This is a genomic window from Gardnerella bretellae (assembly GCF_048545135.1).
Lineage (GTDB): Bacteria > Actinomycetota > Actinomycetes > Actinomycetales > Bifidobacteriaceae > Bifidobacterium > Bifidobacterium greenwoodii.
Genome location: NZ_JBKQXU010000005.1, coordinates 26,166 through 38,584 on the forward strand (window position 1 = coordinate 26,166; position 12,419 = coordinate 38,584).

Annotated in this window: 20 protein-coding genes; all 20 read left to right on the forward strand. The window is 49.5% G+C overall.

Going from position 1 to position 12,419, the window contains the following annotated elements; translation table 11 throughout:
- Positions 1-260 precede the first annotated feature (260 nt).
- The 20 genes from rplM to rplF all read left to right on the forward strand — a co-directional run bounded on the left by rplM (position 261) and on the right by rplF (position 12,418).
- Positions 261-710: a 50S ribosomal protein L13 gene (gene rplM, locus ACJV7B_RS04900; RefSeq protein WP_004129067.1), complete on the forward strand. Its 450-nt coding sequence runs from the start codon at positions 261-263 to the stop codon at positions 708-710.
- Between the two features lie 17 nt (positions 711-727).
- Positions 728-1,216: a 30S ribosomal protein S9 gene (rpsI, locus tag ACJV7B_RS04905; RefSeq protein ID WP_004129066.1), complete on the forward strand. Its 489-nt coding sequence runs from the start codon at positions 728-730 to the stop codon at positions 1,214-1,216.
- Positions 1,217-1,558: 342 nt separating this feature from the next.
- A complete protein-coding gene (gene adhE / locus ACJV7B_RS04910; RefSeq protein WP_004134278.1) occupies positions 1,559-4,261 on the forward strand; it encodes a bifunctional acetaldehyde-CoA/alcohol dehydrogenase in 2,703 nt (900 codons plus the stop codon).
- A 321-nt stretch (positions 4,262-4,582) separates the two neighbouring features.
- On the forward strand, positions 4,583-4,891 hold the full coding sequence (gene rpsJ / locus ACJV7B_RS04915) for a 30S ribosomal protein S10 (protein WP_003808013.1): 309 nt from the start codon (positions 4,583-4,585) through the stop codon (positions 4,889-4,891).
- A gap of 13 nt (positions 4,892-4,904) precedes the next feature.
- Entirely contained in the window at positions 4,905-5,555 is a 651-nt protein-coding gene (gene rplC / locus ACJV7B_RS04920; RefSeq protein ID WP_004135726.1) for a 50S ribosomal protein L3, read from the forward strand.
- Positions 5,556-5,560: 5 nt separating this feature from the next.
- The gene (rplD, locus tag ACJV7B_RS04925) at positions 5,561-6,226 is read left to right on the forward strand and encodes a 50S ribosomal protein L4 (RefSeq protein WP_004135723.1); all 666 of its coding nucleotides are present in this window, start codon (positions 5,561-5,563) and stop codon (positions 6,224-6,226) included.
- A 5-nt stretch (positions 6,227-6,231) separates the two neighbouring features.
- Complete coding sequence (rplW, locus tag ACJV7B_RS04930) at positions 6,232-6,528, forward strand: 50S ribosomal protein L23 (RefSeq protein ID WP_308582421.1); 297 nt, start codon at positions 6,232-6,234, stop codon at positions 6,526-6,528.
- Between the two features lie 34 nt (positions 6,529-6,562).
- Complete coding sequence (gene rplB / locus ACJV7B_RS04935) at positions 6,563-7,393, forward strand: 50S ribosomal protein L2 (protein WP_004129060.1); 831 nt, start codon at positions 6,563-6,565, stop codon at positions 7,391-7,393.
- Between the two features lie 15 nt (positions 7,394-7,408).
- Entirely contained in the window at positions 7,409-7,687 is a 279-nt protein-coding gene (rpsS, locus tag ACJV7B_RS04940; RefSeq protein ID WP_004114357.1) for a 30S ribosomal protein S19, read from the forward strand.
- A 16-nt stretch (positions 7,688-7,703) separates the two neighbouring features.
- Positions 7,704-8,063 carry a 50S ribosomal protein L22 gene (gene rplV / locus ACJV7B_RS04945; RefSeq protein WP_004105510.1) on the forward strand — a complete coding sequence of 120 codons (360 nt, stop codon included), beginning with the start codon at positions 7,704-7,706 and terminating at the stop codon, positions 8,061-8,063.
- 2 nt (positions 8,064-8,065) lie between these two features.
- Positions 8,066-8,881 (forward strand): 30S ribosomal protein S3, encoded by an 816-nt coding sequence (gene rpsC, locus ACJV7B_RS04950; RefSeq protein WP_004129057.1) that lies wholly within the window; start codon positions 8,066-8,068, stop codon positions 8,879-8,881.
- Positions 8,882-8,885: 4 nt separating this feature from the next.
- The gene (gene rplP, locus ACJV7B_RS04955; protein ID WP_004109684.1) at positions 8,886-9,305 is read left to right on the forward strand and encodes a 50S ribosomal protein L16; all 420 of its coding nucleotides are present in this window, start codon (positions 8,886-8,888) and stop codon (positions 9,303-9,305) included.
- Positions 9,305-9,556, forward strand: a complete 252-nt coding sequence (gene rpmC, locus ACJV7B_RS04960; protein WP_004129054.1) for a 50S ribosomal protein L29 — start codon at positions 9,305-9,307, stop codon at positions 9,554-9,556. The genes rplP and rpmC overlap by 1 nt, the downstream gene beginning before the upstream one ends.
- Before the next feature lie 2 nt (positions 9,557-9,558).
- Positions 9,559-9,825 (forward strand): 30S ribosomal protein S17, encoded by a 267-nt coding sequence (rpsQ, locus tag ACJV7B_RS04965; RefSeq protein WP_004114365.1) that lies wholly within the window; start codon positions 9,559-9,561, stop codon positions 9,823-9,825.
- Positions 9,826-9,916: 91 nt separating this feature from the next.
- Positions 9,917-10,285 (forward strand): 50S ribosomal protein L14, encoded by a 369-nt coding sequence (rplN, locus tag ACJV7B_RS04970; RefSeq protein WP_004129052.1) that lies wholly within the window; start codon positions 9,917-9,919, stop codon positions 10,283-10,285.
- Position 10,286: 1 nt separating this feature from the next.
- Entirely contained in the window at positions 10,287-10,622 is a 336-nt protein-coding gene (gene rplX, locus ACJV7B_RS04975; RefSeq protein ID WP_004129050.1) for a 50S ribosomal protein L24, read from the forward strand.
- Complete coding sequence (rplE, locus tag ACJV7B_RS04980; RefSeq protein WP_004129048.1) at positions 10,619-11,191, forward strand: 50S ribosomal protein L5; 573 nt, start codon at positions 10,619-10,621, stop codon at positions 11,189-11,191. Before rplX ends, rplE begins: the two co-directional genes overlap by 4 nt.
- Position 11,192: 1 nt before the next feature.
- Entirely contained in the window at positions 11,193-11,378 is a 186-nt protein-coding gene (locus ACJV7B_RS04985; protein ID WP_003808046.1) for a type Z 30S ribosomal protein S14, read from the forward strand.
- An 85-nt stretch (positions 11,379-11,463) separates the two neighbouring features.
- Positions 11,464-11,862, forward strand: a complete 399-nt coding sequence (gene rpsH / locus ACJV7B_RS04990) for a 30S ribosomal protein S8 (RefSeq protein ID WP_004105495.1) — start codon at positions 11,464-11,466, stop codon at positions 11,860-11,862.
- Between the two features lie 16 nt (positions 11,863-11,878).
- A complete protein-coding gene (gene rplF, locus ACJV7B_RS04995) occupies positions 11,879-12,418 on the forward strand; it encodes a 50S ribosomal protein L6 (RefSeq protein WP_004135719.1) in 540 nt (179 codons plus the stop codon).
- Position 12,419 lies beyond the last annotated feature (1 nt).

Sequence of the window (12,419 nt, forward strand, 5' to 3'; positions counted from 1 at the left end):
ATCTTGTGATTTATTTTGTTTAGCAATTTGTTGAGCAATTTGTTTTGTATTCGTCTCAGCCTTATATAAAATAGACACTTGCAAGTAGTCGTCACTTGGCGATATACTTGCAGATTGTTGTGTTTCCCTAAGGGGTCCTTCAAAGCGCTTTTCCCACTCGCCATCGAGGACTTTCAGGGAGCCCACGGATTATGAGTAACGTATTTTCTATAAACCAAGAAAATACAACGCTCGAAACACAATAGAGAAAAGGTACGATTGTGAAGACTTTCACACCGAAACCAGCAGATTTGACTCATGACTGGTACATCATCGATGCCACTGACGTGGTACTTGGTCGTTTGGCCTCTCAGGTAGCAATCTTGCTGCGTGGTAAGAATAAGCCAACGTTTGCTCCTCATGCTGATTCTGGCAATCACGTTATTATTATTAACGCTGAAAAGATTGCTTTGACTGGCAATAAGTTGAGCAAGGAACTGTATTCCCACTCTGGTCGTCCAGGCGGCCTTCGTCGTGATAGCTATGAAGAGCTTTTGGAGAAGAATCCAAAGCGTATTATCATGGCTGCTGTCAAGGGCATGCTTCCAAAGAATCGTCTTGCTAAGGTGCAGCTTGACCGCCTTCGTGTGTTCACTGGCGCTGAGCATCCGCACACTTCGCAGAAGCCACAGGTCTTCGAGATCGCTCAGGTCTCTCAGCAGGCTAAGTGAGATCAAGGAGAATAGATATGGCAGAAAATAACAACTCCGCGGTTCTTGAAAACGAAGAAGAACTGACTAGCTACACTACTGAAACTAACGCTGGTGCAGGCACCGGCACTTCCGCAATCGAGCCAGGCTACGGCACTGGTCGTCGTAAGGAAGCTGTTGCTCGTGTACGTTTGGTTCCAGGCTCTGGTAAGTGGACCATCAATGGTCGCACTTTGGAAGAGTACTTCCCATCTCGCTTATTGCAGCGCGAAGTGAATTCACCAATCGTGTTGCTCAAGCTTGAAGGCAAGTTCGACGTCGTAGTCCTCGTTGACGGCGGCGGCACTACCGGCCAGGCTGGTGCTATTCGCTTGGGTGTTGCTCGTGCATTGAATTCCATCGATCGCGATGCAAACCGTATTGCTTTGAAGAAGGCTGGCTTCTTGACTCGCGACGCTCGCGTTGTGGAACGCAAGAAGGCTGGTTTGCACAAGGCACGTCGTGCGCCTCAGTTCTCGAAGCGTTAAGTTTCGCAGAATATATATTTTACAAAATGGCTTCAGGCTTTTGCTTGGGGCCATTTTTGTATATCAAAATCTAACAAAATCTAAATATCAAAATCTATATAAAAAAATAAAACGAACGTAAAAGTAAGCAAAAGTACTCAAAAAACGAACATAACTCTACCGTGCTCAATCATAAATAGCGCAACTCGCTGCAAAGATGCAAAAGTACAGTAAAACGGCTAAATTGTGACTTGTATCACATATTTACTTACTGTGAGTAACAACAGGCAAAAAATATTTGCTATTAACGTCGTTATTAACGTCGTTATTAATGCCGTTGGTAAAGATCAAGGAGGACTACTCATGGTTGAGGCACAGAATAAGGCCGAAACAGAGTCTAAAACCGTCGATGATGTTGAATTGGCAGCACAGCAAGAGGTTGATCAACTTGTTGAAAAAGCATCACATGCTTTAGATGAATTTGAAAAGCTTAATCAGCAACAAATTGATCATATTGTAGCTAAAGCATCTGTTGCAGCGCTAAATAAGCATTTGGTTCTTGCAAAAATGGCTGTTGACGAAACTGGGCGCGGTCTTGTTGAAGATAAAGCAACAAAAAACATTTTTGCATGCGAACATATTACGCATTACTTGGCAGGACAGAAAACAGTTGGAATTATTCGCGAAGATGATGTTCTTGGAATTGACGAAATCGCTGAGCCAGTTGGTATTGTTGCAGGTGTAACTCCAGTTACAAACCCAACTTCTACAGCCATTTTTAAGTCTCTTATTGCGCTAAAAACTCGCTGCCCAATTATTTTTGGATTCCATCCTTTCGCGCAAAAGTGCTCTTCTGAAGCAGCTCGAATTGTTCGTGATGCTGCTGTGGCTGCGGGTGCGCCAAAAGATTGCATTCAGTGGATTGAGCATCCTTCTATTGCTGCAACTGGCGCGTTAATGAAGCATCCGAAGATTGCAACCATTCTTGCAACAGGCGGTCCTGGAATGGTAAAAGCTGCGTATTCTTCTGGAAAGCCAGCTCTTGGTGTTGGCGCTGGAAATGCTCCTGCATATGTTGACAGTGATGTTGATATTTCGCGTGCTGCAAACGATTTAATTCTTTCAAAGCATTTTGATTACGGAATGATTTGCGCAACCGAACAGGCAATTATTGCGAATAAGGACGTATATGAGCCATTACTTCGCGAATTGAAGCGCAGGAAAGCATATTTTGTTAATGCTGATGAAAAAGCTAAGCTTGAGCAATATATGTTTGGCTGCACTGCATATTCTGGAAATACGCCAAAACTTAACTCCACTGTTCCAGGAAAATCTCCTCAATATATTGCTCACGAAGCTGGATTTGAAATTCCAGAAGATGCTGTGATTTTAGTTGCTGAGTGCAAAGAAGTTGGCGAGATGGAGCCGCTTACTATGGAAAAGCTCGCTCCTGTTCACGCAATGCTTCGCGCTGAAAATAAAGAACAAGGCTTTAAGATGTGTGAGCAGATGCTTGTGCACGGAGCTGGCCACACTGCTGTAATTCACACAAATAATCAAGATCTTGTGCGCGAATATGGCGTTCGTATGCATGCTTGCAGAATTGTTTGGAATTCTCCTGGATCTCTTGGTGGCGTTGGAGATATTTATAATGCTATTGCTCCTTCGCTCACTCTTGGCTGCGGATCTTACGGTGGAAATTCCGTTTCTGGCAACGTACAGGCTATAAATCTTCTTAATATTAAGCGTATTGCACGAAGGAATAATAATATGCAATGGTTCAAGATTCCGGCTAAAACTTATTTTGAGCCGAATGCTATTCGTTATTTGAGGGATATGTACGGCGTTGAGCGCGCAGTTATTGTGTGCGATAAAGTTATGGAGCAGCTTGGCGTAGTAGATAAGATTATTGATCAGCTTCGTGCTCGAGACAATCGCGTTACTTTCCGCATTATTGATTACGTTGAGCCTGAGCCAAGCGTTGAAACGGTTGAGCGTGGCGCTGCAATGATGCGTGACGAATTCCAGCCAGACACAATTATTGCTGTTGGTGGCGGTTCTCCAATGGATGCTTCTAAGATTATGTGGCTTATGTACGAGCATCCGGAGATTTCTTTCGCTGATTTGCGCGAAAAGTTCTTCGATATTCGTAAGCGCGCATTTAAGATTCCGCCTCTTGGTGGCAAAGCTAAGCTTGTTTGCATACCAACTTCTTCCGGAACTGGATCTGAAGTTACGCCTTACGCTGTTATTACAGATCACAAGACTGGATACAAGTATCCTATTACGGATTACGCTTTGACTCCAACGGTTGCAATCGTAGATCCTGTGTTAGCTCGTACGCAGCCTCGTCGTTTGGCGTGCGATTCTGGTTTTGATGCCTTAACTCACGCTATGGAAGCTTATGTGTCTGTTTACGCGAATGATTTCACGGACGCTATGGCATTGCATGCTTCGAAACTTATTTGGGAAAATCTCAACGATTCTGTGAATTGTGAAGATTCTCAGCGCAAGGTTGAGGCGCAAGAAAAAATGCACAATGCCGCTACTATGGCTGGAATGGCATTTGGTTCCGCATTCTTAGGTATGTGCCACGCTATGGCTCATACTATTGGTGCTTTGTGCCATGTTGTACACGGACATACGAACGCAATTTTGCTGCCTTATGTTATTCGCTACAACGGTCAGATTCCGCAAGAGCCAACTAGCTGGCCAAAGTACAATCATTATATTGCGCTTGAAAGGTATCAGGAGATTGCTAAGAATCTTGGTGTAGATCCTGGTAAAACCCCTGAAGAAGGCGTGGAAAATCTTGCTCGCGCTGTTGAAGAGTATCGAAATGAAAAGCTTGGAATGGACGCTTCGTTTAAGGCTTGTGGCGTAGACGAAGAATACTACTGGTCGATACTTGACAATATTGGCATGCGCGCTTACGAAGATCAGTGCGCTCCTGCAAATCCTCGTATTCCGCAAATTGAGGATATGAAGGATATTGCTATTGCTGCATATTATGGTGTTTCTCAAGAAGAAGGCCATCGCATGCGTTTGGAGCGTGAAGCCGCGTAATTATTTGCGTATTTAGTTAATAATGGCAGAAGCTAAACTAATTGTAGTTTCTGCCATTTTTTGTTGGAAAATAGCCGACACGCCCGGTTTTTAATAATCGAAGGTTGATGGTTTAATTACTTAGTTGCCTGTTTTAAGGCTCGCATATTGTAATTAAAAAAAGCGAGCGCGGAAGCAAAAACTTTGAATCGAATTTTTTTGTATGAATAGGTTTTTGATGCCGCGCACTGATGTGGAATTGCCCTAGGGGCTTATTCTCGCCGGTGCCCTTGAATTCAGGTTGGTAAACAGTAAACGAATCGCTAGAAAGGGCGGACGGCAATGGCGGGACAGAAAATCCGCATCAGGCTTAAGTCCTATGACCATGAGGTCATCGACCAATCGGCGAAGAAAATCGTCGAGACGGTGACGAACGCGGGCGCCACAGTGGTGGGTCCGGTTCCTCTGCCGACCGAGAAGAACGTGTTTGTTGTTATCCGTTCTCCTCATAAATACAAGGATTCTCGCGAGCATTTCGAGATGCGCACTCATAAGCGCCTCATTGACATCGTAGATCCAACGCCAAAGGCTGTGGATTCTTTGATGCACATTGACCTGCCTGCGGATGTAAACATCGAGATTAAGCTGTAGGAAGGGGGAGAAAATGTCGCATAATATGAATCGCACTGCATTGCTTGGCCGCAAGCTGGGTATGTCGCAGGTTTGGGATGAAAACGGCTTCTTCGTCCCCGTAACTCTGGTTGAAGTTGCTACTAACGTAGTTACCGCTGTAAAGACTGTAGAGTCTGACGGTTATTGCGCAGTACAGCTCGGTTATGGCCAGATTGATCCTACCAAGGTGACCAAGCCATTGGCCGGTCATTTTGCAAAGGCTGGTGTAACTCCTCGTCGTCACCTCGCTGAGGTGCGCACGGAGAACGCAGCAGATTATCAGCCAGGTCAGGAATTGACTGCTGAATTGTTCGCTGAGGGTTCTGAAGTAGATGTCACTGGCACTACCAAGGGTAAGGGCTTTGCTGGCACTATTAAGCGTTGGGGCTTCAAGTCCTATCGTCGTACTCACGGCTCGCACAAGAACGAACGTCGCCCAGGTTCTGTGGGCGCTTGCGCAACTCCAAGCCGCATTTTGAAGGGCAAGCGTATGGCTGGTCGCATGGGTCATGTGACTTCCACCGCGCTTAACCTCACCATCGTTTCTTCGGATGTCGAGAACGGCATTCTCGCTATTAAGGGCGCTATTCCAGGTCCTAAGGGCGCAATCGTTCTCGTCCGTTCGGCAGTGAAGGGAGCCTGATAATTATGGCAAACGTAACTCTGAACGTCACTGATACTAAGGGCAAGGCAAGCGGAACCGTTGAAGCTCCTGCTGAAATTTTCGGCATCTCCAACGAAGACGTTTTGGCTCACGGCCCACTGGTTCATCAGGTCGTAATCGCTCAGCTTGCTGCTGCTCGTCAGGGCACTCATGCTGTGAAGAATCGTGCTAATGTTTCCGGCGGCGGTAAGAAGCCATGGAAGCAGAAGGGCACCGGTCGTGCTCGCCAGGGTTCCATTCGTGCTCCACAGTGGGTACATGGTGGCGTTGTTCACGGTCCAGTTCCTCGTAAGTACGATCAGCGCACCCCGAAGAAGATGAAGGCAGCTGCTCTTCGTTACGTTCTTTCGGATCGTGCAAATGCTGGACGTATTGCTGTAGTTGACTTTGGTATTAAGGATGTTCCATCCACCAAGGCAGCTGTTGCAGCACTTACCCCTGTGACCAATAACCAGTTCACTACTGTTGTTCTTTCTCGTGAGAACATCAATGAGTGGATGTCTGTACGCAACATTCCAACTGTTCACGTGATCTTCGCTGATCAGCTCAACACTTACGATGTTGTTACAGCTCAGTACGTCGTCTTCTCCAAGGAAGGCTTCGAAGCCTTCGTTGCTGCTAAGACCGAGCCTGTCGTTAAGGAGGCCTGATTTAAATGGTCGCAGTCCATAACCCAGCACATGACGTAATTCTTAAGCCAGTTGTTTCTGAAAAAAGTTATGCAGCTTCTGATCGTGGTCAGTACACTTTCGTAGTGGCTCCAGGTGCTAACAAGGTTCAGATCAAGCAGGCTATCGAAGAAATCTTCAAGGTCAAGGTGACAAACGTTAACACTTTGAACCGCGCTGGCAAGTTGAAGCGCTCTCGCACCGGTTTCGGCCGTCGTGTGAACCAGAAGCGCGCTATTGTCACCGTGGCTGAAGGTCAAACGATTGACATCTTTGGTAACTGAAGGCTAGCCGAGAAAAGTAAAGGAATACTATATTATGGCTATCCGCGTTTATAAGCCAACGACTGCAGGCCGTCGTAACGCTTCGGTTTCGGATTTTGCCGAGATCACGCGTTCTACGCCTGAAAAATCGTTGGTACGCAAACTCAGCAAGACTGGTGGTCGTAACTCTTACGGCCGCATGACTTCTCGCCATCGCGGCGGCGGTCACAAGCGTCAGTATCGTCTCATCGACTTCAAGCGTTGGGACAAGGATGGCGTGCCAGCAAAGGTCGCTCATATTGAGTATGACCCTAACCGTTCCGCTCGCATCGCATTGCTGCACTACGCAGATGGTGAGAAGCGCTACATTATCGCTCCTGAAGGTATTGCCCAGGGTGACGTTATTGAGACTGGTGCTCAGGCTGATATTAAGCCAGGCAACAACCTGCCTCTGAAGAATATTCCAACCGGTACTGTGGTTCACGCAATCGAGCTTCGTCCACTTGGTGGCGCAAAGATTGCTCGTTCCGCTGGTGCTGCTGTTCAGCTCGTCGCTAAGGATGGCGCTTACGCTCAGTTGCGTATGCCATCTGGCGAAATTCGTAACGTTGACGCTCGTTGCCGCGCTACGATTGGCGAAGTTGGTAATTCTGATCACGCCAACATTGAACTTGGTAAGGCTGGTCGCGCTCGTTGGCTTGGTCGTAGGCCAATCACTCGAGGCGAATCCATGAACCCTGTGGACCACCCACATGGTGGTCGTACCCGTGGTGGCAAGCCGCCAGTTTCTCCATGGGGCAAGGGCGAGGTTCGTACACGTCGTCCAAAGAAGGCTTCGAACAAGATGATTGTTCGTCGTCGCCCGAATGGTAAGAACCGCAAGTAAGGGAGTGTCGAATAGATGACTCGTAGCATCAAGAAGGGCCCTTTCGTCGACGCCCACTTGCAGAAGAAAGTCGACGAGCAAAACGACAAGGGCACGCATAACGTCATTAAGACGTGGTCGCGTCGTTCGATGATCACTCCTGATTTCATTGGACACACCTTTGCCGTACACGATGGCCGCAAGCATGTGCCGGTATTCGTTACCGAAGCCATGGTTGGTCATAAGCTCGGTGAGTTCGCCCCAACCAAGACCTTCAAGGGTCATGTGAAGGACGACAAAAAGGCACGCCGCTAAAGGAGAGTTAGGACACATGGAAGCTAAAGCAATCGCTCGTCACGTCCGCGTGACGCCGCGCAAGGCTCGCCGCATGGTCGACCTCATCCGAGGCAAGCGTGCAAGCGAAGCTATTACCATTTTGAAGTTTGCTCCTCAGGACGCATCTTTGCCGGTGCGCAAGGTTCTTGAAAGCGCGATCGCTAACGCTCGCGTAAAGGCTGAAAAAGCCGGTGAACCATTCCGTGAGCAGGACTTGGTCATCAAGGAAACCTACGTGGATGAGGGTGTAACGCTTAAGCGTTTCCGCGCTCGTGCACAGGGTCGCGCTGCGCGCATTAACAAGCGCACAAGCCATATCACCGTTATCGTCTCGCTTAAGGAAGGAGCCCGCTAAAGATGGGTCAGAAGATAAATCCTTTCGGCTATCGCCTGGGCATCACCGAGAATCATCGTTCTAAGTGGTTCTCCGACTCCAACAAGGCTGGCGAGCGTTATCGTGACTTCGTCCTTGAGGATGACAAGATTCGCAAGGAAATGAGCCATGACCTCGAGCGTGCTGGCGTATCTCGTATCGTCATCGAGCGCACTCGTGATCGCGTTCGTGTTGATATTCACACCGCTCGTCCAGGTATTATTATCGGCCGTCGTGGTGCTGAAGCTGAGCGCGTTCGTGCAAAGCTGGAGAAGCTCACAGGCAAGCAAGTACAGCTCAACATCTTTGAGGTGAAGAATGCTGCACTTGACGCTCAGTTGGTTGCTCAGGGAATTGCGGAACAGTTGACAAACCGCGTTACATTCCGTCGTGCTATGCGTAAAGCACAGCAGGATGCTATGCGCGCTGGTGCCAAGGGTATTCGTATTAAGCTCTCCGGTCGTCTTGGTGGCGCCGAAATGAGCCGTTCTGAGTTCTATCGTGAGGGTCGCGTTCCACTGCAGACCCTTCGTGCCCTTATTGATTATGGCTTCTTTGAAGCTAAGACCACTTACGGCCGTATTGGCGTTAAGGTCTGGATTTACAAGGGTGATATGACCGAGCGTGAGTTTGAAGAGCAGCAGGCTCAGCAGGGTAAGCGTGAAGGCCGTCGTGGCGATCGTCGTCCACGTCGTGGCGCACGTCCTGCTAACCAGCAGAAGGCTGCTGAAGCACAGGCTGAAAAGCCAGCTGAAGCTGCAGCTGCTGAAGCTCCTGCCGCAACGGAAACGAAGGAGTGAGCAGATGCTTATCCCAAAGAGGACTAAATATCGTAAGCAGCACCGTCCTACCCGTAGCGGCATGTCTAAGGGTGGCACCGAGATTGCTTTCGGCGATTTCGGTATTCAGGCGCTGGCTCCGGCCTACATCACTAACCGACAGATCGAGGCAGCTCGTATCGCAATGACCCGCTACATTAAGCGTGGCGGTCGTGTGTGGATTACGATCTTCCCAGATCGTCCATTAACCAAGCACCCGCTTGGTGCGCGAATGGGTTCCGGTAAGGGTGCTCCAGAATTCTGGATTGCCAACATCCACCCAGGACGCGTAATGTTCGAGATCGGTGGTGTTTCTGAGGACATCGCTCGCGAGGCTTTGCGCCGCGCTATCGATAAGCTCCCAATGAAATGCCGCGTTATTGCGCGTGAAGGCGGTGACATCTGATGCCAGTCGGAACTGCAGACTACACCATCAAGAATTTGAACGAGAAGACCAATGCTGAAATTGAAGGCTTCTTGAAGAAGTCCAAGGAAGAGCTTTTTAACTTGCGCTTCCAGGCAGCAACTGGTCAACTTGAAAACAGCGCTCGCCTCAAGGCGGTCAAGCACGACATAGCCAGGATGTATACTGTCCTGCGTGAGCGTGAACTCGGCATCAGCCAAGAGCCTGGCGCCACTGAGGTCAAGGAGAAGTAAGCATGGCTGAGAACCAAGAGCGCAACTTCCGCAAGGTTCGTCGCGGCTACGTCGTGTCCGAGGCCATGGACAAGACGATTGCCGTTGAGCTGGAGCAGCGTTCGACACACCCGCTTTACGGTAAAGTCGTTCGCTCCACCCGCAAGGTCAAAGCCCATGATGAACACAACGAGGCACATATTGGCGACCTCGTGAGTATTATGGAAACTCGGCCCCTGAGCAAGACCAAGCGTTGGCGTCTCGACTCGATTATCGAGCGCGCCAAGTAAACAAGTTCGGCAAGGCTCCGCGCTTCACCTGTGTCTGTTCTTTGGGCAGGCACAGGTGAGTGGGGAGAACCAGCTCGGCTAAGGAGAATCAATGATTCAGCAGGAAACGCGGCTTCATGTCGCCGACAACACGGGTGCTAAGGAATTACTTGCCATCCGCGTGCTCGGTGGATCGAAGCGACGCTATGCCGGCATCGGCGACATCATCGTCGCCTCCGTCAAGGACGCGATCCCTGGCGGGTCGGTCAAGAAAGGCGACGTAGTTAAGGCTGTCGTCGTCCGTACTGTCAAGGAACATCGCCGTGTCGATGGTTCCTATATTAAGTTCGATGAGAACGCCGCCGTCATTCTCGGCTCTGGCCGTGAACCAAAAGGCACTCGTATCTTCGGACCAGTCGGTCGTGAATTGCGTGATCAGCACTTCATGAAGATTGTGTCCCTTGCCCCGGAGGTGATCTGATATGGTAGCCAAGATTAAGTCCGGCGACCAGGTGAAGGTTATCCGCGGTAAGGATCGCGGTAAGGAAGGCAAAGTACTTCGCGTACTTGCCGACGACCGTTTAGTCGTAGAAGGCGTTCAGGTCGTTAAGAAGCACGTTCGCGCCACCCAGCAGGGTCAGCAGTCGGGCATTGTTTCGGTTGAGGCTCCAATCCATCGCTCTAACGTGATGGTTATTGATCCAGAAACCAAGCAGCCTACTCGCGTCGGCGTGATTGTTAAGCAAGAGGCTCGTGACGGCAAGGTTAAGACCGTGCGCGTGCGTGTCGCCAAGAAGTCCGGAAAGGAGCTGGCATGACCGATACTACAGTTGAGTTGCCGGCAACTCCGCGCTTAAAGCAACAATACAAGGATGAAATCGTTCCAGCCTTGGAGAAGGAATTTGGCCACACCAATCCTATGCAGGTGGCTCGTGTACAGAAGGTTGTCGTCTCTATGGGCGTCGGCGCTGCAGCACGTGATTCCAAGCTCATCGAAGGTGCGATTAAGGATCTCACTTTGATCACCGGCCAGAAGCCAAAGGTCACTAAGGCAAAGAAGTCTGTTGCACAGTTCCATCTGCGCGAAGGCCAGGCTATCGGTGCTTACGTAACCCTTCGTGGCGATCGTATGTGGGAATTCTTGGATCGTTTGCTTACTCTGGCTTTGCCTCGTATCCGCGATTTCCGTGGTATTAACGGCAACCAGTTTGACGGTCAGGGTAATTACAACTTCGGTCTTACGGAACAGTCTATGTTCCATGAGATTGATCCTGACTCGATTGATCATCAGCGTGGTATGGACATCACCGTGGTGACTACCACCAAGGACGATGTGGAGGCCAAGTCTTTGCTTAAGCACCTCGGTTTCCCATTCAAGGAGAACTGAAATGGCAAAAACCGCTCTGAAAAACAAGGCGGCCGCTAAGCCGAAGTTCAAGGTACGCGCTTATACGCGTTGCCAGGTTTGTGGTCGTCCTCACTCCGTGTATCGCAAGTTCGGTCTGTGCCGCATCTGCCTTCGTGAGAAGGCTCATCGCGGTGAGTTGCCGGGTGTTACGAAGTCCAGTTGGTAAATATCGACGCTGAAGGTCCACTGCCTAAAGACAAAGGTCTTAATAGAGGCGGTGGAAACCACGGCGAGAAAGGGCGTTAGCCCACATGACAATGACAGATCCAATCGCAGACATGTTGACACGTCTGCGTAACGCGAGCGCGGCAAAGCACGATACCGTGGAAATGCCGTACTCCAAGTTCAAGGCGAATATCGCCGAGATCCTTAAGCACGAAGGCTATATTAAGGACTTCGCTGCTAAGGAAGCTAAGGTTGGACAGACGTTGGAAATTACGTTGAAGTATGGCTCCAATGGCCAGCGTTCTATCCAGGGCATCAAGCGCATTTCTAAGCCAGGCTTGCGTCGTTACGCTAAGTCTGATGCTTTGCCAATGCCTCTTGGTGGTCTCGGTATCGCTATTATCTCGACCAGCTCGGGATTGTTGACTCAGAAGGAATGCCTCGACCGAGGCATTGGCGGCGAAATTGTCGCCTACGTATGGTGAGAAAGGAGAGCTGAAGATGGCATCGCATATTGGTAAGCTCCCCGTCGACATTCCTCAAGGCGTGGAAGTAAAGATTGAAGGTCAGTCCTTCAGCGTCAAGGGCGCTAAGGGTTCTGACTCCTATGTAATTCCAGAGGGTATTACCGCGGAAGTTGCTGAGAATCAGATTGTTTTGACTCCAGCTGACGATTTGCGTCCAACTCGTGCAAAGCACGGCTTGGCTCGCGCAATTGTTGCTTCCATGGTTAAGGGTGTGCACGAAGGCTACACCAAGACTTTGGATATTGTCGGTACCGGTTATCGTGCAGTAATGAAGGGCAAGGGCATTGAGTTCTCGCTCGGTTATTCTCACACTATTACCGTTCAACCACCGGCAGGTATTGAGTTCGAGTTGCCAAATCCTAACCAGGTAATCGTTAAGGGAACCGATAAGCAGGCTGTTGGCCAGGTTGCTGCTAACATCCGCAAGCTTCGTGCTCCAGAACCTTACAAGGGTAAGGGTATTAAGTACACCGATGAACGTATCCTGCGCAAGGCTGGAAAGGCTGGTAAGTGAT

Excerpts from the sequence above, each read along its gene's own strand:
- rpmC (WP_004129054.1), top strand. The coding sequence starts at position 9,305 with ATGCCAGTCGGAACTGCAGACTACACCATCAAGAATTTGAACGAGAAG.
- rplX (WP_004129050.1), top strand. The coding sequence starts at position 10,287 with ATGGTAGCCAAGATTAAGTCCGGCGACCAGGTGAAGGTTATCCGCGGT.
- rplN (WP_004129052.1), top strand. The coding sequence starts at position 9,917 with ATGATTCAGCAGGAAACGCGGCTTCATGTCGCCGACAACACGGGTGCT.
- rplF (WP_004135719.1), top strand. The coding sequence starts at position 11,879 with ATGGCATCGCATATTGGTAAGCTCCCCGTCGACATTCCTCAAGGCGTG.
- rpsI (WP_004129066.1), top strand. The coding sequence starts at position 728 with ATGGCAGAAAATAACAACTCCGCGGTTCTTGAAAACGAAGAAGAACTG.
- rpsC (WP_004129057.1), top strand. The coding sequence starts at position 8,066 with ATGGGTCAGAAGATAAATCCTTTCGGCTATCGCCTGGGCATCACCGAG.
- rplP (WP_004109684.1), top strand. The coding sequence starts at position 8,886 with ATGCTTATCCCAAAGAGGACTAAATATCGTAAGCAGCACCGTCCTACC.
- rpsS (WP_004114357.1), top strand. The coding sequence starts at position 7,409 with ATGACTCGTAGCATCAAGAAGGGCCCTTTCGTCGACGCCCACTTGCAG.
- rplE (WP_004129048.1), top strand. The coding sequence starts at position 10,619 with ATGACCGATACTACAGTTGAGTTGCCGGCAACTCCGCGCTTAAAGCAA.
- adhE (WP_004134278.1), top strand. The coding sequence starts at position 1,559 with ATGGTTGAGGCACAGAATAAGGCCGAAACAGAGTCTAAAACCGTCGAT.
- rplD (WP_004135723.1), top strand. The coding sequence starts at position 5,561 with ATGGCAAACGTAACTCTGAACGTCACTGATACTAAGGGCAAGGCAAGC.
- rplW (WP_308582421.1), top strand. The coding sequence starts at position 6,232 with ATGGTCGCAGTCCATAACCCAGCACATGACGTAATTCTTAAGCCAGTT.
- rplB (WP_004129060.1), top strand. The coding sequence starts at position 6,563 with ATGGCTATCCGCGTTTATAAGCCAACGACTGCAGGCCGTCGTAACGCT.
- rpsQ (WP_004114365.1), top strand. The coding sequence starts at position 9,559 with ATGGCTGAGAACCAAGAGCGCAACTTCCGCAAGGTTCGTCGCGGCTAC.
- rpsH (WP_004105495.1), top strand. The coding sequence starts at position 11,464 with ATGACAATGACAGATCCAATCGCAGACATGTTGACACGTCTGCGTAAC.
- rplC (WP_004135726.1), top strand. The coding sequence starts at position 4,905 with ATGTCGCATAATATGAATCGCACTGCATTGCTTGGCCGCAAGCTGGGT.
- rpsJ (WP_003808013.1), top strand. The coding sequence starts at position 4,583 with ATGGCGGGACAGAAAATCCGCATCAGGCTTAAGTCCTATGACCATGAG.
- rplV (WP_004105510.1), top strand. The coding sequence starts at position 7,704 with ATGGAAGCTAAAGCAATCGCTCGTCACGTCCGCGTGACGCCGCGCAAG.
- ACJV7B_RS04985 (WP_003808046.1), top strand. The coding sequence starts at position 11,193 with ATGGCAAAAACCGCTCTGAAAAACAAGGCGGCCGCTAAGCCGAAGTTC.